At 68.5% G+C, this 17,215-nt stretch carries 14 protein-coding genes and 1 pseudogene; 10 read left to right on the top strand and 5 right to left on the bottom strand.

Features of this window, described 5'->3' with window-relative positions; translation table 11 throughout:
• Window positions 1-432: 432 nt before the first annotated feature.
• From ACTWP5_RS24195 to ACTWP5_RS24155, 9 genes are all read left to right on the top strand, one after another.
• The gene (locus ACTWP5_RS24195) at window positions 433-1,335 is read left to right on the top strand and encodes an aminoglycoside phosphotransferase family protein (protein WP_443223201.1); all 903 of its coding nucleotides are present in this window, start codon (window positions 433-435) and stop codon (window positions 1,333-1,335) included.
• Window positions 1,332-2,279 carry a radical SAM protein gene (locus ACTWP5_RS24190; protein WP_443223200.1) on the top strand — a complete coding sequence of 316 codons (948 nt, stop codon included), beginning with the start codon at window positions 1,332-1,334 and terminating at the stop codon, window positions 2,277-2,279. The genes ACTWP5_RS24195 and ACTWP5_RS24190 overlap by 4 nt, the downstream gene beginning before the upstream one ends.
• 32 nt (window positions 2,280-2,311) lie before the next feature.
• The gene (locus tag ACTWP5_RS24185; RefSeq protein ID WP_443223199.1) at window positions 2,312-2,983 is read left to right on the top strand and encodes a hypothetical protein; all 672 of its coding nucleotides are present in this window, start codon (window positions 2,312-2,314) and stop codon (window positions 2,981-2,983) included.
• The gene (locus ACTWP5_RS24180; protein WP_443223198.1) at window positions 2,980-3,672 is read left to right on the top strand and encodes an SDR family oxidoreductase; all 693 of its coding nucleotides are present in this window, start codon (window positions 2,980-2,982) and stop codon (window positions 3,670-3,672) included. Before ACTWP5_RS24185 ends, ACTWP5_RS24180 begins: the two co-directional genes overlap by 4 nt.
• Window positions 3,669-4,502: a hypothetical protein gene (locus ACTWP5_RS24175; RefSeq protein ID WP_443223197.1), complete on the top strand. Its 834-nt coding sequence runs from the start codon at window positions 3,669-3,671 to the stop codon at window positions 4,500-4,502. The genes ACTWP5_RS24180 and ACTWP5_RS24175 overlap by 4 nt, the downstream gene beginning before the upstream one ends.
• Window positions 4,499-5,737, top strand: coding sequence for an aminotransferase class I/II-fold pyridoxal phosphate-dependent enzyme (locus tag ACTWP5_RS24170; protein ID WP_443223196.1), 1,239 nt, complete (start codon window positions 4,499-4,501; stop codon window positions 5,735-5,737). Before ACTWP5_RS24175 ends, ACTWP5_RS24170 begins: the two co-directional genes overlap by 4 nt.
• A gap of 298 nt (window positions 5,738-6,035) precedes the next feature.
• Window positions 6,036-7,454 carry a lysine--tRNA ligase gene (lysS, locus tag ACTWP5_RS24165; protein ID WP_443223195.1) on the top strand — a complete coding sequence of 473 codons (1,419 nt, stop codon included), beginning with the start codon at window positions 6,036-6,038 and terminating at the stop codon, window positions 7,452-7,454.
• Between the two features lie 219 nt (window positions 7,455-7,673).
• Window positions 7,674-8,228 carry an RdgB/HAM1 family non-canonical purine NTP pyrophosphatase gene (rdgB, locus tag ACTWP5_RS24160; RefSeq protein ID WP_443223194.1) on the top strand — a complete coding sequence of 185 codons (555 nt, stop codon included), beginning with the start codon at window positions 7,674-7,676 and terminating at the stop codon, window positions 8,226-8,228.
• A 241-nt stretch (window positions 8,229-8,469) separates the two neighbouring features.
• A complete protein-coding gene (locus tag ACTWP5_RS24155; protein ID WP_443223193.1) occupies window positions 8,470-9,105 on the top strand; it encodes a hypothetical protein in 636 nt (211 codons plus the stop codon).
• A gap of 236 nt (window positions 9,106-9,341) precedes the next feature.
• On the opposite strand, the gene ACTWP5_RS24150 is transcribed toward ACTWP5_RS24155, so the two are convergent.
• Complete coding sequence (locus ACTWP5_RS24150; protein WP_443223192.1) at window positions 9,342-10,115, bottom strand: glycosyltransferase family 2 protein; 774 nt, start codon at window positions 10,113-10,115, stop codon at window positions 9,342-9,344.
• Window positions 10,116-10,484: 369 nt separating this feature from the next.
• On the opposite strand from ACTWP5_RS24150, the pseudogene ACTWP5_RS24145 reads away from it, so the two are divergent.
• Window positions 10,485-10,970: pseudogene (locus ACTWP5_RS24145) on the top strand (glycosyltransferase family 2 protein); the annotation flags it as partial.
• Between the two features lie 54 nt (window positions 10,971-11,024).
• On the opposite strand, the gene ACTWP5_RS24140 reads toward ACTWP5_RS24145, so the two are convergent.
• The 4 genes from ACTWP5_RS24140 to ACTWP5_RS24125 all read right to left on the bottom strand — a co-directional run bounded on the left by ACTWP5_RS24140 (window position 11,025) and on the right by ACTWP5_RS24125 (window position 17,095).
• On the bottom strand, window positions 11,025-12,923 hold the full coding sequence (locus ACTWP5_RS24140; protein WP_443223191.1) for an LCP family protein: 1,899 nt from the start codon (window positions 12,921-12,923) through the stop codon (window positions 11,025-11,027).
• Between the two features lie 118 nt (window positions 12,924-13,041).
• Window positions 13,042-14,841 (bottom strand): LCP family protein, encoded by a 1,800-nt coding sequence (locus ACTWP5_RS24135; RefSeq protein WP_443223190.1) that lies wholly within the window; start codon window positions 14,839-14,841, stop codon window positions 13,042-13,044.
• 145 nt (window positions 14,842-14,986) lie between these two features.
• Complete coding sequence (locus ACTWP5_RS24130; RefSeq protein WP_443223189.1) at window positions 14,987-16,303, bottom strand: LCP family protein; 1,317 nt, start codon at window positions 16,301-16,303, stop codon at window positions 14,987-14,989.
• Between the two features lie 39 nt (window positions 16,304-16,342).
• Complete coding sequence (locus ACTWP5_RS24125) at window positions 16,343-17,095, bottom strand: TIGR03089 family protein (protein WP_443223188.1); 753 nt, start codon at window positions 17,093-17,095, stop codon at window positions 16,343-16,345.
• Between the last annotated feature and the right edge of the window lie 120 nt (window positions 17,096-17,215).

The following is a 17,215-nucleotide window of genomic DNA, read 5'->3' as shown; positions in this document are numbered from 1 at the left end:
CCAGCCCTGCGCTGCGGTGAGATGCAGGACGGGTTCACCGATCGCGGTGAGACGGGGGTTGAGGGCTCGTACAAGATCTCGGGCTGACCAGCCGGCTCGGTGGAGCGCGTCGGCGAGCATCTCGTTGGCTGTCCGCGCGGTGCGAGGCGTTCCCCTTGACATCGATGCGTCGCGCACAGTCGTCACATCAGCACGGTACGCCAACAGGCATGTGCCGTACTGGTTTTCTCAGTTTTTCGCACCTGGGTGGCCACATTCTCAACGTTCGCGGTGATCTCCCCTGACCAGAAGCTGTTCAAGCGGTGTGTGCTGGTGCTCCGCCCGGGATTCGACCGGGCGGTGGCGGCCCGCTTCCCGCAGGGTCGCTGTTGAGGATGTCCGTGCAGGCGTGAACCGGGTATCGGCTGTCGCGCCATGGGGGTGGAGAGCTTCATGCCGCAATCCGAACCGCTCGGCCGCGTTCTGGAGAACGTCGCGGACGCACTGTCGGGCTACGTGAGGGACAACGGGCGTGCGGCAGAGGCCGGAGGAGACGCCGCACGCACGCTCCTCGGTGCTCGTTGTCGGCCCAGGCACGCGGTGTGGCAGGAAGCCCGAGCCGGGAACCGGTCGGCGTTTGTCAAGCGCTACTCCTGCCCCGGGCCGTATCTTCGGGAGCTGCGCGCGTTGCAGCAGATGCCGGACGGGTTGGCACCGCGTGTGCTGGAGCACTACGCGGTGCCGCCGACACTGGTTTTGGACCACGTTCCTGGTGTCCGGTTCGACGATCCTGCGGCCGGCGGACCATCGCGGTGGCTGGATGCGGCGGTGGAGACCGTCGTGGCCTCGGTCGGACTCCCCGGCTCGTGGGAAGATGACGCGCCGCCCGAACTCGACGAGCTCCAGGCGGGATTCGCCGCGGCGCTGGCCGCGAGCGCACCGGCCAGTGTTCGAGCTCTGGAGCTGACGCTGCGGGACCCGTTGCGGGTGGCCTGCCACGGAGATATCAGCCCGCCCAACCTACTTGTCTCCTTCGATTCACCCGTCCGGGTGTGGCTGCTGGACTACGAGTTCTACGGCCCGGGAGACCCACTCGCCGACATCGCCGCGCTGTGCCTGACGCCCTCGGTGGATCTGCCTGCCGGAACCCGGGTGGCAGCGCTGCGTCGGGGACGCGAGTTGGTCGAGGAGAAGACCGGGCTGCGGCTGGCTGGCCGGATGGCCGGTTCGATCGCGCTGTGGGCGGTGCAGTGCGCGGCATGGCATCGCCGGCACCACGGCACGTTCTCGTTCGAGCAGGCCGTACTCGAGAACGCCCGCTTGGGCATCGACGCATCCATGGGAGGGAACCTGTGACCATCACCGGTGATCGCTGCCGATTCCGTCCGCCGGACGTCGGAGCAACCGTGATCTGGGAAGTCACCGAATTCTGCAACCTGGCATGTGCACACTGCCTGTCGGACTCCTCACCGGAGCGCTCCCGCCAGGGCGACCTGAATACGGCGAGGATGGTTTCCGCTGTCCGGGAGATGACCACGAACGGCGTGAACGAGTTCTACTTTTCTGGGGGTGAGCCGTTCGCGCGCGATGACTTCGCCGACGTCGTCGCCGCGATCGACCCTGCGGTGGCCGAGGTGTACTGCAACACCAACGGGTACTACATCACGCCGGAGGTCGCCTGTGTGTTGGCGAATACGGCGCTGCGGAGGATGACCGTCAGCATCGACGGGCACAACCGCGCCTCTCACGCCCTCGTCCGGGGCAAGCCGTCGTCCTTCAGCCGTGCCGTTGCCGCCGTGGAACACCTGCTGGCCGCCGACGTGCCGGTGCGGGTCTCCCACGTCGTCCACCCCGGCAACGTCGACGACATCGCCGACTTCTGCGCCGCGATGGCCGAGATCGGCGTAGACGCCCTCGTGATCAACAGCGTGTTCCCTGCCGGTCGCGCCGCTCGCCACCCGCAGCTCGCGCTCACCGACGAGCGCCAGCGGGCGCTGGTCGCCGAACTGACCGCCCTCCAAGCGCAGTACGCCCAGCGCGGCATCGAGATCGACCACAGCCTCGGCACTCCTGAACCCAACGACACGCACGGGTGTCCGGGCGGCCTCCGGGTGTTTTTCGTCTCACCAAGCGGTGACCTGTCCACCTGCTCGTGGCTGTACAAGCTGGACGCGGAGCGGTTCCGCCTGGGGAGCCTCAGGACGTCGTCCTTCGCCGACCTGCTCCCGGGTGTGGAGCCCATGATGGGGCCGGTCCGTTCCCTGGCTACGTGCTGCCCGCTGCCGGTGGTGGGCTCGTGACGCCGCCAGCCGCCTCTTTCGGGATGCCGCCCGTGCTCGACGAGGCATGGCAGAAGCGGGCCCGCGTGGCCTTCCTGGGCCGTGACTGGCGTGGCCAGTTCGCGGTCCTCACGCCGATCCGCCGCATCCACACCCGCATGTCCGTTGACGCGACCCAGCAGGACGGCTGGTGGCCCACCTGCGTGCTCGGCGACGCCGTGTTCGTGGAAGTCCCTCAAGGAAGCGTCGTCCAGGACCTTCTCTTCGCGCTGCCGCGCGGCACGGCGGTGACCTTCATCGGCCTGGCCGGCGGTCTGCGCGGCCAGCGCATCGGCAGCGTCCTGGACCCGGTGTCGGCGATCGCCCCGTCCCGGACCGCTCGCGTGGGCGAACGCTGGCTCACCGGCGGCTGGCGCCGGGCCGGGCGGCGCACCTATCCGGCTGCCTCGCAGACGCCGGGTGTGGAGGCTGCGACGGTCAGTTGCCTGGCCGAGTCGACCCTGCGCCACCGCCAGCTGGTGCACGTGGCCGACTGTGTGGACCTGGAGGCCGGGCATCTGTTCGCTGCCAGTCCGCGGGCAGGCGTCGCTCTGCGCTGCCTGTTGGTCATCTCTGACCACAACGCTGGCGGAGCCGTCTTCACCAGCCGCCTCGAGCAGCTTGACCCCGCTATCGACCAGCTCTGCGAGAGCGTCAGGGCTGAACTGACGGGATGCCGCCGGTGAACCGACACGACCGCGTGGCTGTTGTGACCGGTGGCAGCCTTGGAATCGGGGCCGAGATCAGCACCCAGCTGCTGGACGACGGTTGGACCGTCCACGTCCTCGCTCGGAATGCGGGAGCCTACGCCAATGCCGGGCACCGCAGCTGCCGGACCCACGACGTCGATGTCCGAGACTCCAGGGCCCTGAAAGCGGCAGCCGACGACGTCGCAGCCTCTGCTGGTCAGCTGGATGCTCTGATCCTGTGCGCGGGGATCGGATACCCCACCCCGCTGTCGTCGGTCACCCGCGATCAGTACGACGAACTGTTCGAAACCAACGTGGCCGGGGCCGTCTTCACCGCTCAGGCGTTCGCGCCCCTGCTGCGTGACGGCCAGGCCGTCATCACCGTCATCTCCTCGATCGCTGGCCGTCGCGGCTTCGCCGACTGGTCGCTGTACTGCGCGTCCAAGCACGGGTTGGAGGGTTTCACCGCGAGCATCCGCGACGAACTGCGCCCACGGCGCATTCGGGTGACCTCCATTCAGCCCGGGTCGGTCGACACCCCGTCCTACGACCACCTTTCGGCCGAGGAGAAGGCGGAGTTCATGGAGCCGGCTACCGTCGCCGCCCTCACGGTCCAGGCCATCCAGCTCCCTCCCGAGGCAGTCGTGGAGGTCCTGTTTCTCAACAACGCGGTAGGAGATCTGTGACGCCCGGCGGGATCATCGGAGCCATCGAGGCGGACCACATCCACCGCCAGCTCGCGCAGCTCGTCGATGAGCACTTCCCCGACAGGGTTGTCTCCTTCACCAGCGGAAGCCTCCCCTACGGGGCCGCAATCAGGGGACGCAGCGACATCGACGTCAACATCGTGCTTCCAACGCAGACGCGCCCCGACGACACCCTGTTCGCCCGCATTTCTGCGTTCGTCGACGACTACACCAGCCTCCACGAAGTCCACGGCCTGCGGGTTGACCGCCGCTTCCCCGGCGAATACTTCACCCTCGACCAGGCCAGGGAAGCCGCAGCTGGACGCGGTGTGCCGATCACCGACCAGCAGCCCCGGCTCCCCACCCAGCCCGACGACGCGTACTGGACCACCACCGAGGAGACCTGGTACCTGGCCTGGCTGGGAGCAACTGCGTTCAGCCGCCGCCTGAGCGGAGACCCGGACGTCTTCACACGGCTGCGCCGTCAAGCGTGGACGACGGTAGTTGCCCTCTGCTTGCCGGATCTGGCCGAAAGCCCTTTCGGGCCGAAGGAAGCAATGGACCGCATCCTGGCCCACGATCACCCACACGGGGGATTCGGCGTCCACCCCGGCTACGAGCGCTTCCGCGCACTGGAAACCCACAGCTGCTACAAGGCCCTCACCGATCTGGCCGCCCGCAGGACCATTTACCCCACAGCAGCGGGACGCTACCGCGTTGACGCCGACGGCGCCCACCGATGGGCTACCGATCTCGCTGCCCGCCACAGAACGGGCTTTCACGCCCCCGACCTGCTCACGGTGACCTCCAGCCTCCGGATCGCGCGATGACCACACCACGACTGCTCGCCGAACTCCACGCCACCCATGACTGGCTCGCCAGCCACGACCTGCTTCCCGCAGAGCAACGCACCGACAGCCTTCCCAATCCGTACGTGAGGCTCCGCGGCCGACGCGTGGTCTCCTTCTGCTCCAACAACTACCTCGGCCTCAACCACGCGCCGAGCGTCAGGGCGACTGCCGCCGCCGCACTTCACGCTCACGGCCACGCCACCAGCGAATCCCGCCGGCTCGGCGGCAACCTGCGGATTCTCGAGCAACTCGAGAACGACCTCGCCGACTTCAAGAAGGCCCCGGCCGCCATGGTCACCGCGACCGGTCTACTGGCGAACATCGCCGCCGTCCACGGGCTCCTCGAAGCCACCCATCTGGCCCACCGCTGGCACGGCTCCCCACCCCCATCTGGACGACCGGTCGTGATCTACGACGAGATGGCACACCAGAGCATCCGCATGGGAGCACGGGTGTCAGCAGCCGCTCACCTGCGCTTCCGGCACAACGACACCAACCACCTCTCCGAGCTCCTGGCCCAGCACGCCGGCAGCCCGGCACTTGTCGCCACCGACGGCGTGTTCAGCATGGACGGAGACCTGGCCGACCTGCCTGGCCTGGTCGAGGTCTGCGAGCACCACGGCGCCCTCCTCCTGGTCGATGACGCCCACGGCACCGGCGTCTACGGTACCGACGGGTCCGGCACGCCCCACCACTTCGGGCTCAGAGGCCGTATCCCGCTCCATGTCGTCACTCTCAGCAAAGCACTGGCCGGCATGGGCGGTGCAGTCCTGGGTGACGAACGCACCATCGCCATGCTCCGTACCTACGCCTCGGGGTACCGCTTCACCTCCAGCCTGCCCGCCGAACAGGCCGCGGCGGCCATCGCCGCGCTCCGCCTCCTCCGTTCCGACCACGGCGTCCGGGAACGCCTGTGGACGAACGTTCGCCGGCTGCGCGCGGGCCTCACCCGTCTTGGAATCCACCCACCGGGGGACGGGCCGATCATCCCTCTGCGCCTCGGCCCTCCGAACTCGGCAGCTCACGCCGAGCAGACACTCCTTGCCGCCGGCTTCTGGTGTGCCGCAGTCACTCCACCAGCCGTCGCCCCCGACGCCTGCCGCATCCGCATCACTGTCACAGCGATGCACACCGAGGAACACATCGACACGTTCCTCAATGCCATCACCAAGATCATTCCACTAATCTCCAACCCACACCCCCGCAGCACGTGAGCCCGGCCCTCTCCTCACGCCCAGGAGTTCTCACATGCCACACCAAGCGGACCTCGTCTCGGCCAGCGAACAGCCACCACCCATTGGGCCGACGGTCCACAACCCGGACTTTCTGGCGCAAAATAGACGGCCCCTCGTCCAGTGGTCGTCATCCCCCCTGTACGCACCGTAGGCTTTGCCCACGCCTGGGATGAGGTCACCTGGCTCGACAGCTGACCCTACAATGCCCAGCGTTCACCCCACCCGCCTCTCACACCAAGAGACCCTCCACCCAGTGCCAAGGAGCTGAGCCGTTTCCATGAACGCGCCGTCGCCCACGCATTTCACTCCCGCCACCGGATACAAGACCGATGCCGTGGCGGCCAAGGTGAAGCAGGCGGACGACGGCACCAAAGCGCGACTCGCCGGCCGGGTCGTTCTATGGCGCACCATGGGCGGCCTGGTGTTCGGTCACATCCACGACCGCAGCGGACGAATCCAGATCTCCCTGCGCCTCGATGAACTCGGAGAAGAACAGTTCACCGAGTGGTCCCGAGACGTGAAGCTCGGCGACTTCATCGGCGTCTCCGGAGAGAAATACATCACGAGGAAGGGAGAGCCGACACTGGCTGTCTCTGAACTCGTTGTACTCAACCGTCCCATGCGCCCACTGCCGGACAAGTGGTCCGGAGTCAACGACCCTGAAGTCAGGTACCGACGCCGATACCTCGACCTCATCGCCAACGAAGAGTCCCGAACCAGGTTCCGCGCCCGGTCACACCTCATCACCGAGATCCGGCACTACCTCGACCACCTGGACTTCCTCGAAGTCGAGACCCCCATCCTCCAGCAGGCGGCCTCCGGAGCCGCGGCCCGGCCCTTCGTCACCCATCACAACGCCCTCGACGAGGACTTCTACCTCCGCATCGCCCCGGAGACCTATCTCAAGCGAGCCGTGGCCGGAGGTCTGGATCGCGTCTACGAGATCGGCAAGCTCTTCCGCAACGAAGGCATGGACCCATCCCACCTTCAGGAATTCACCAGCCTGGAGTGGTACGCGGCCTACTGGGACTACCGCGACAACATGCGGGTGGTGCGCGATCTCGTGCTCACTGTCATGGAGAAGGTCCTTGGAACCACGAAGGTGACCTATCAGGGAACTGAGTTGGACTTCGGCGTGGAGTGGCCGGAGATCGACTACCGAGAAGCAGTGTACGAGCACACTGGAATTGACCTCACCGAGATCCGAGACCTCCCCTCTCTTCGGGAGCGCGTCCTCCAGGTCTACCAGGATTCCGACATCGCGGGCGCGCCGTCCTATGCGGCCATGGTCGACACGCTGTACAAGAGGACTGTTCGACCAGCCCTGATTCAACCGTGCTTCCTCATGCATCACCCTGTCGAGCTGTCCCCACTCGCCCGGCGAAGCGACAATGATCCAAGCCGGGTCGACATGTTTCAGGTCGTGGTGAACTCCTGGGAGTTGGTCAAGGCGTATTCGGAACTGGTGGATCCCATCGACCAGAGCGATCGCCTTGCCGAGCAGGCACGCATGCGCGACGCCGGTGATGAAGAAACCATGATGTTTGAAATGGACTTCCTTGAGGCCATGGAATACGGGATGCCTCCCATGTCCGGCCTCGGAATCGGCATCGACAGACTCATGGCGCTACTCACCGATGCGCCCAACCTACGTGATGTTGTCCTCTTTCCCGCGATGCGTCGGGAACACAACTAACGTTAGGAACAAGAACCCGCAGCGAAGTGAGGTAGGCCATATAACGGGAATCACGTGGCCATCCGCTCTCACAACCTGACGACCGGGAAGCCGTACTCCGCGCGCGGGGCGCCTAGTCGTACTTCTCATGCACGGCTTGTCCCTGCCCCGACAGGCTTCCGTGCTGGACATCACATCACACCCGCAGCAACTGGCTTCTGTTGCTTCGAAAGGAACCATGTGATCGATCGACTGTCGCTCGTCACGGGGAACGAGGGAAAGGCCCGAGAGTTCACCACACTGCTCGGAATTGAGATCGTCCCAGTGAAGGAGGAACTGATTGAAATCCAATCTCTCGATGTCATGGAAGTCGCACGAAGAAAGGCTGCGGACGCCTACTCCAAGCTGAGAAGGCCCGTACTTGTCGATGACACCGGCCTCCATCTGAAGGCTTGGAATGGTCTCCCCGGGGCGCTGATCAGATGGTTCGTTGACCAGGTAAAAATTGAAGGCATTCTCAACATGGCGGCAGGGGTGTCCGACCGTAGTGCGACCGCCATCGCTGCACTCGGCTTTGCCGACGCCAACGGGACTCGCGTCGTCAGTGGAACCTTGCACGGGACCCTGGCGACTGTACAACGCGGCAACGGAGGCTTCGGCTGGGACTCGATCTTCGTGCCGGCCGGCTGGGACATCACCTTCGCAGAAATGTCCAGCGAGCAGAAGAACGCCATCTCGCACCGTCGACGGGCCACCGATGCACTACGACAAGAGCTTGGCCTCCCCGGTACTTGAAGACGACGCCGCGCTCGGAAAGGCATCGATGTTCTCGCAACCTGGTGACGCAGATGTGATCTTTCGGATGCGATCCGCTCACAGCCGTGCTTCTCACGACCTAGAGGCCAGCGTGGAAGGTGAGACAGAAGCCTGGGGATGGCGGGGGCGCACGCTCGGCCGCCCGGTGACCTGCCCCTCCGGGCCAGGATGGCTCCGAGTCGTCTGCGAGCCGAGACACAAAGCCGGCGGGAAACTGTGGATGGGCACGGAGACTGCAGCAACGGCGATCCCCGCTGCCGTTCCCCGCCCCGTGCTGCGGAACATCGACGACTGGGTGGACGGAGAGTTCGCCTACCGAGCTGAGCTCTTTTCACGAGTGACGCAGGCACCGATCATTGCGGACGGCCCTACTCTCCGCACTGAAACGGCCCTGGACGGCCAGTGGTGGCTGAAGTTGAGGAACGCCCTTCACCTCGTCTCCGAGGTTCCCACCGACCGGATCGGCGTGCGTCAGGAGTACGTGGACCGGGCGATGCCAGAGTTCCTCGGCTTCCTCGGCCGCCCCGTCAACACCACCGTGCCGGCCTGGTCCACCGCCCATGGCGATCTCCACTGGGCCAACATGACCGCTCCCGAGCTGGTGATCTTGGATTGGGAGGGCTGGGGCCTCGCTCCCGCTGGCTTCGACGCGGCCACGCTCCACACCCACAGTCTGCTCGTTCCTCGCGTGGCCGAACGGCTGCGTAAGGAACTGGGAGATGTGCTCAGCTCGCCAGCTGGGCGATTCTCCGAGCTGGTGGTGATCACCATACTCCTCCAGACGAACACCCGCGGCGACAATCTTGAGCTGACCGCTGCGCTACGCGAGCGAGCCGCGTACCTCCTGGGAGGATGAGCACTTCACGACGACGACCCGACTGTGTTGAAAGACCCCGACTCCACGATCCATAGGAACGGTCAAGCAAAGACTGGGACCATCCCGCCAACGGAAACGGCCTCTACAGGCTTCAACAGCCCGATGACCCCAGATCCCAGCGCACGCGTTGCATGAATGAATCAATTGCTGCCCTCCGCGCTCAGGGCTGCATCGTTGGCACGGCTGTGTCTGGTTTGATCAGATGGCTCCAAGCACTAGATACGTGAGTTGCGCAGCGACTGCCACACAGCACCGGCCAGCGCCCGCGTCGCCCGCGGGACCGAAAGATGCTCGTGCTCGCGGTACAAAGCCCAGTTGTATCGCACGAGCGACAGCTTGTTGGAGGACAGCGATCCCGCCCGCTGGGCTCTGTACACCGCAAGCGGCTCAGCTAGCCCCCGGGCGTCAGCGCCGTCCCGCATGATCGACAGCCAGAGAGCGTAGTCCTGACGCTTGCGCATCTCCGGCATCAGCCGCGTGCCCAGGACATTGCGGTCGTACATGGCAGTGAGAGCACCGATGTGGTCTCGGACCAGCATCATGCGGTAGTCCACACGCTCCCGCGCACGGACCACCCGACCGTTCGGGACCCAGTCGGTGCTCTCGCCGTCGTAGTCGGCGTCCATCTTGAAGTACGAGGTGAACGTCAGCGGCGCATCACCCTCCGCAGCGAAGGCGAGCTGCTTCTCGGTCTTCTCCGGAAGCCACATGTCGTCGCTGTCGAGAAAAGCGATGTAGTCCCCGCGGGCCCGCTCGATCGCAAGGTTGCGGGCCCGGCCCGCACCACCCTGTTCGGGTGCCGACTCCGGCAGGACGCGCTCGTCCTCCTTGGCGAACTCGCGGAGCAGGTCCATGGAGGCATCGGAGGACTGGTCGTCGGTGACCAAAAGCTCCAAGTCGCTGTGGGTCTGCGTGAGAACCGATCGGACGGCTGCGCCGAGGGTGGCTACCGAGTTGTACACGGGCATCACGACAGAAACCAGGGGCACAGCACTTCTCCTTACCAGACGAGGAACGACGTCTATTCAAGCACCGCAAACGAGAAGGAGTTGCTTTGCAGACCGTTGCCGCTGGTCAGGAGTATGTAGAAGTCACCGTGTCGTCGATTACGCTACAACACGAAACGCAATCGAGTTGTCGCTTTCCGTGAACTCATGGAGGACGTGTCCTCGTCACAGCTTCGCGCGGTGCTGGACGCCGTGGTCGAGTTCCCCGCACAGGTCAGCACCAAGTCAGCACCGTACCCACAAGCAACCGTGAACCGGCAGAACCAGACAGAAGTCGCGACTGACGCAAGTGGCCTGACCTGGGCATTTGCATTTCCGCAACCTGGGGTGATAAGGGATCTCAGATCTACCATCCAGGACTGGGAGCTGAACTTCCGCATCCGGCAGGCGGGCGGCCTGATCTGGTTCTCGCCCGAGCTGCTGGTCTCCTACCGTCCCCGGCCCTCCGTCGCCGCCCTGGCCACCCAGTACCGGAACTACGGGCGGTGGCGTCGCGTCGTCGCCCGGTACCACGCGGGCTCGATCAACGCGCGGTACCTCGCGCCGCCGGCCGCGCTGCTGGCGATCGCGGCCGGCCTGGTGGCGGGCGCCGTGCTCACCCCCTGGGCCCTGGTGGTGCCGGCGGGGTACGTGGCGGGGATCGTGCTGGGCTCGGTGCCGGCCGGGCGGGGCCTGCCCGTCGGGGTGCGGGCCCGGATCCCGGTGGCGCTCGCGACGATGCACATGAGCTGGGGCTGGGGGTTCCTCACCAGCCCCAGGAAGCTGGCGCGGCGGGTGATCGCCTCCCGGCGGCCCCAGGGTCGGGAAGGGCGGCGGGCCGAGGAGGCCAGGGGCTGACGCCGTCGGCGGCGGCCCCTCGTCCTCCTCCGCTCCCGTCCTCCCCCGCCCGTCCTACCAGGTGTAGAACGGGTTGACCGCCATGCACTTCTCGCTGCTGTCGCCGGAGATGATGTCGTCGGGGTCGACCGGCGAGCCGCCGCCCCCTCCGCCCCCTGAGCCCTCGCCCCCGCCGTCCTCCTGCTCGGGGTAGCTGGTGCCGTCGAGCCAGTCGGCGCCGATGACGAGGGTGGGCTGGAGCACGGTGTCGGAGGCCCGCACCGCCGAGCCGGGCAGGCCGAGCGCGGTGGCCACCGCCTCGGCGTTGGCGCGGGCGGTGTCGTCCCCGGTGTTCTCGGGGTAGAGCACGGTGGTGGTCGCCTCCGCCGCGGGCGTGACGTCGGTGAAGGCCGACGCGAAACCCATGCGGTGCAGCTCGTCGGTGATGACGCTGGCGCGGCTGTCCACCGGCGCCGCCCCGTCGTAGCCGGTGCCGTTCCGCACGGCGACCGCGATCTGCTCGGCCGGGTCGGCGGTGGCCTCGGGCGTCGGCTCCTCCGCACCGCCCGGGTCACCCGCACCGCCCGACTCCTGACCGCCGTCCGGGCCGGACTCCTGGCCGCCGCCCTCGCCGGCGCCCTCGTCGGCGCCCTGCTCGTCGATCGGGATGTCCTCACGGACGAGCGAGAACAGCTGCTCCGCCTTCACCGGGTCCGGTATCACCGTCACCTCGGGGTTCTCCGGGTCCCGCAGCCAGGGCATGGTGACCATGTTGATGCGGTCGCTGGGGACCTGACGCAGGTCCTCGCCCAGGTCGTAGAGCCTGGTCACGCCGCCCAGACCGTGGTCCACGGTGAGGGCGTTGGTCGCCGCCTCGGCGAGGTTCATCAGCTGGCCGGGGTCGGTCAGCGAGGTGCCGTTCTGCAGCTGGGTGACCATGTTGCTCAGGTACATCTGCTGCGCCTTGGTGCGGCCGATGTCACTGCCGTCCTCGAAGCCGTGCCGGGTGCGCAGCCACTGCAGGGCCTGCTCGCCCTCGACGACGTGGTCGCCGGCCGTCAGCTCGAGGCCGGAGTCGGGGTCGCGGACGTTGTCCTCGACGCAGACGGGCACGCCGCCGACCGCGTCGGCCATCTCCACCACACCCGCGAAGTCGACCATCATGAAGTGGTCGATGGGGATGTCCGTCAGCTCGTGCCAGGTGGCCACCGTGCAGCCGGGCCCGCCGTGGGAGAGGGAGAGGTTGATCGACTCCGACTCCATCTCCGGGTACTCCTCGCCGGTGTCGGAGTCGATGCAGGTCGGGATCGTGACCTGGGTGTCGCGGGGGATGCTGATGAGGGTGGCGTTGCTGCGGTCGGCCGCGACGTGCAGCAGGATCTGGGTGTCGGCGCGCTGCGGGCCGCCCGCCAGGTCGACGGCGCCGCCGAGGTCCTGGTTGGCCGCGCCGTCGCGGGAGTCGGTGCCCAGCAGGAGGATGTTGATCGGCGTCTGACCGGCCGCGTTGGGCTGCGAGCCCTCCATCTCTCCCTCGCCGAGGTACAGGTCCTCCTTGGTGAGGTTCCCGTCGAGGTGCCGGATGTACAGCCAGCCGGCCACGGCCACGGCGGCGATCACGAACGCGAGGGAGCCGGCCGTCCAGGCCAGGATCCGGGGCCACCGCTTCTTCGGCGGCCTCGCGCGGCGCGAGCGCCGCGTCCCGGGCGGCGACGGGGGGGACGAGGAGGTGTCGGGGGCCTGGGACGGGGAGGTCTGGGAGGACGCCTCCGCGAGGTGCTGCTCGGTGTCGTCCGGTCCGCGCTGGGGCGGCACGGTCCCGGCGGGCGGGGTGGTGCGCAGCTCGGCCGTGTCCTCGGACCGGTCCCGCCCCGCACCCTCGGGGTCGGCCGTGCCGCCCGAGCCGGCTATGTCGCCTGTGCCGCCCGTGCCGTCGGCGGCACGCTCCTCGCGTATGCGGCTCCTCCGCATGTACATCCCCCATGTCCGTAGGGTGGCCCGGCCCCGTCCGCCCACGGGGCGGCCCCGTCGGCCGGTCGATAGGTTGGGACGGTCCACCGTCCCGGAAGGTTGTACCGGGGCGATGTCCGGCTCGTTATGAGGCGCAGACGTCCTCGTCGTCCGCCGTGATGCTGTCGACGTCGTCCGGCTTCCTCGGCGGACCGCCGATGGGCTCGCCCGCAGCGCTGAAGTCGTTGCCCAGGATCAGGACCATGGGCTCGTCTCCGGCGTTGGCGGTGCCCTCCTGCATCGCGCGCTTGGGCAGGCCCATCATGTCGCGGAGCCTCGCCGCCTGGTCGGCCTGGTCCGGGCCGTACTCCAGGGTGGTCCGCTCCTGCGGCTGCGCCGCGTTGCCCGCGTTGGTGGACAGCGGCACGCCCTGCTCGTTCTGGAGCCAGGTGACGGTCTCCTGGGCGGCGCCGATGACCTCGCCGCCGTTGTAGACGTCGACGCGGACCTCCTCCGGCGGAGCCATCTCCTGCCGGCCGCCGCCACCGCCGCCGCCGCCGCTCGGCCTGCCGTCGTCGGTCATGGAGATGTCCTGCTGGAGCATCTCGAAGATCGGCTGGGCGCGGGACTCGTCGACCAGGACCGTGGCGCCGTCGGTGTTGTCGACCACGGGGACCGTGAGGAAGGCCATGTCCCTCATGGGGACCCGTCCGAGGTCCTGGGAGAGGTCGTACAGCTCCTGCACGCTGCCGATCGCGTTGTCGACCGTGAGCGCCTTGGTGGCGGCGTCCGCCAGGTCCCACATCCTCGTGAGGCTGACGGAGGTGACCTCGCGGGCGAGCGAGGCGAGGAACTGCTGCTGGAGCTCGATGCGGCTGAGGTCGCTGCCGGTGCCGACGGAGTACCGGGTGCGGACGAACGCCAGGGCGTCCTCGCCCTGGAGCTCGTGGCGTCCGGCGTCGAGCTGGAGGTGGGACTTGGGGTCGTCGATGGGCTCGGCGACACAGACCTCGACGCCGCCGACGGCCGTGGACATGTCCTTCACGGCGTTGAAGTCGGCCATGATGTAGTGGTTGATCTCCACGCCGGTGATGTGCTCCACCGTCCGCCAGGTGCAGCCCGCGTCCCGGCCCGAGACGCCGAGGCTCTCGTTGAAGCGGACGTCCTCACTGCCCGGTATCACCGTGGTGGAGCCGTCGGAGTTCCTGACCTCGCACTCGGGGATGTCGGTGATGAGGTCGCGGGGGATGCTCAGCCCGGTGGCGTGCTCGCGCTCGGCGGAGAAGTGCATCAGGACGGTGGTGTCGGCGCGCCCTGAGTCGCCCTCGTTGCCGTAGCCGGTGTTGCCCTCGCCGGTGCGGTCGTCGGTGCCGATGAAGAGGATGTTGACCGGCTCGCCGTCCTCGTACCCGGTGTCCTCGCCGACGACGTCGGTGGAGTCGATGTTGGCGTTCAGCCGCCACCACATGTATCCGACGACGGCGCAGCCCGTCAGCAGCAGCATCGTCAGGACGCCGCTGGTCCACATCAGCGCCTTCCGCTTGCGGCTGCGCCTCGGCTTCGGCTTGCGGCGGCTGTGCGGTGCGCGGCGGTCGCGCTGACCCGGGAGCGGGCGGTCGCGGTGGGCGCGCCGGCCCGGCGCGGCGGGGCCCGCGGGCGAGGCGGAGGAAGAGGAGGCGGAGGACGCGGACGAGGGGTCCTCGGCGGGCCGCGCGTCGCGCCTCTGTCGGGGCGGGGTGTTACGGCCGGTCGTCGTGGTGCGGGGGCCTCGCGCGTCCGGCGCCGCGTGGCCCGGCCGTCGGCCGCCCTGCCACCCCTGCGACCCGGACACCCTCAGCTCGTACTCGCCGGTGTTCGGGTTGTACACCCACTGGTCCGCCGGGTCGATCTCGCCGCCCCCGCCTCCAGGTCCCTGCGCCTCCACCGATCCGTGAGCCCTCCGCATGTGCCTTCTGGGGTTTCAGACGGCTCACACTAGCCCGGTGGTTCCCCGTACGGCGATGGCGGTGACGGATTCCACCCGGGAACAGCGGGGCAATGCTCCGATTAGTTCGTTTTTTCTGGAGGTTTGTCGCCGAGGGCCCAGCCGTTCACTCACACACGGTGGCGGCGTTTCCGCTCGCCGTCCGGGCCATGCCGCCCGTGGCCTCCCGCACGGCCGCGGGCCGGTCCTCGCGGAGCCGCGTGAACAGGTCGTTCGCGGCCGGCTGGCGCAGCACGTCACGGTCGGGATTCTCGGGATCGCTCCGACGAGGAATCGTAACGAATCGGAATTCGTTGGATGATACTGACTGAATCTCCCGCATCAGGTCGTACAACCCCACCAGCGACGCGATTTCCGCGTCAGTTGTGACGGATGAGGTCGCGGCGTCAAGCACGGGGAGGAGTTTCGCGGGGTTCATGAGGACGCCGTCGTCGGCGAGGGTGTCCACCAGCGCGCGGAGGAACTGCTGCTGGCGGGTGATGCGGGCGGTGTCGCTGCCGTCGGCGAGCTCCTTGCGGGCGCGGACGTACGCCAGCGCCTCCTCCCCGCTCAGGGTCTGCCGGCCGGCGGGCAGGCTCAGCCCGGCGGGCCGGTCGCGCACCGGCTCGCGCAGGCAGAGCTCGACGCCACCCACCGCGTCGACGATCCGGGCGAACGCCTCGAAGTCCACGATGACGTGGTGGTCCACGCGGATGTCCGTCAGCCTCTCCAGGGTGCGGATGGTGCAGGCGGCGCCGCCCGTCGCGTAGGAGGTGTTGAACGCGGCGCGCCGGGCCGGCTCGCGGGTGTCGCTCCCGGGGCGGGCGCAGCGGGGGATCTCCACCATCAGGTCGCGGGGGACGCTCACGGCCGTCGCGCTCCTGCGGTCGCCGGACAGGTGGAGCAGGATCACGGCGTCCGCGCGCGGCTCGCCGTCGCCCCGGGCGTCGGTGCCGATCAGCAGCAGGTTCTGCGCGCCGCCCGGCGCGGGGGGCGGGCGCTGCTCCTCGTGGCGCTCCAGCTCGGCGGCGGTCGTGGCGTCGGCCTCGATGCGGCCGTCGAGGCGGCGCACCAGGCCCCAGCCGAGCACGGTGGTCACGAGCAGACCCGTCGTCAGGAAGAGGGCCAGTGCCAGCACCGTGCGCCGTGGCCAGCGGCGCCCGCCGGGACCGGCTCCTGTTCGGGCCCCGGCCCAAGCCCCGGCTCCGTTCGCCTCGCCCTCGCCGTTCCCGCCGCCGCGTCCGGCCGCGGCTGTCGTGGCGGTCGGGGCGGTCGTCGTGCGGGAGCGGGTGACGAGCAGGCGGGCCCACCGCCTCGGACCGCGGGGCCGCCGCGGGCCGCGCGGAGCCCACAGCGCCCGCAGCGCCCGCAGGCCCCGAGGGCCGCCCTCGCCGCGCTGACGGGGGTGGCTACGGTCGGGGACGGGCTGGCGCGGGACCCTCATGACTACGATCCTGGGGGTGTCGGTCACCCCCCGCCACCGTCACTCGGCGAAGTGGGTGATGCGCTCGCTGGCCACGCGGGCGGCGCGCACGGCCGCGTCGAGGTCCGTCGCGTTCCGGCACAGCACGACCGAGGCGCCCGCGGCGAGCGGTGCGAACAGGCCCGCCGACACCCCCTCCCACCGGTCGTAGTCCAGCAGCGACATGACGCGGTCGCCCGGCCTCAGCCCCCGCTCGGCGGCGTCGGCCCGCGCCAGCTCGACGACCTGGCGTCCGGTCAGCTCCCGTCCCCCGACGACCAGGGCGGAGTCCTCGGGCCCCGGCGGGTCGTATGAGGTGAAGGCGTCGGGCTGGCCGGGCGCCGCGGTGGCGTAGTCGGTGAAGCCCTCCGGCGGCAGGGGGAAGCGCGTCCCGAGCGGGCGCAGGCTGAGCGCCACCCGCTCGCCGGCGCAGGCCCGCGCCTCGTCGAGCCGCTCGGGGCCGCTCACCACGAGGTCCGTCGTGGCCGGGTCGCCGTCGATCTCGGCGACGACGCCGGTGGCGGCGCAGGCCAGCAGCCACGCGGCGGTCTGCCAGTGCGCCGGCAGCAGGAGCGCCAGGCGGTCGCCGCGCTCGGCGGCGAGCTCGTCCTGGAGGAGGTTCGCGGTCTTCGCCACCCAGTTGCCGAGGGTGGCGACGGACAGCTCCACGCGCTCGCCGGTGGCGTCGTCGTAGTAGGTCACCAACGGGCGGGAGGCGTCCGCGGCGAGGGCGGAACGCAGCAGGTCGGCGGGGGTGGGGTCGGTGGCGTTCATCGCCGTCAGGGTACGTGGCGGCGGCCACCGGGGAGCGGCGACGGAAACATCATCCGGGTTATTCCAAATGGACAGTTATATGTTGGTATGTCAAATATCAGTGACATGCGTTCCTTCCTA

Origin of the sequence: Streptomyces sp. 4N509B (assembly GCF_052245655.1) — a bacterium.
Taxonomy (GTDB): Bacteria; Actinomycetota; Actinomycetes; order Streptomycetales; family Streptomycetaceae; genus Streptomyces.
Note: the sequence above shows the minus strand (reverse complement) of the source record. Positions and strands in the feature narration are given on the sequence as shown.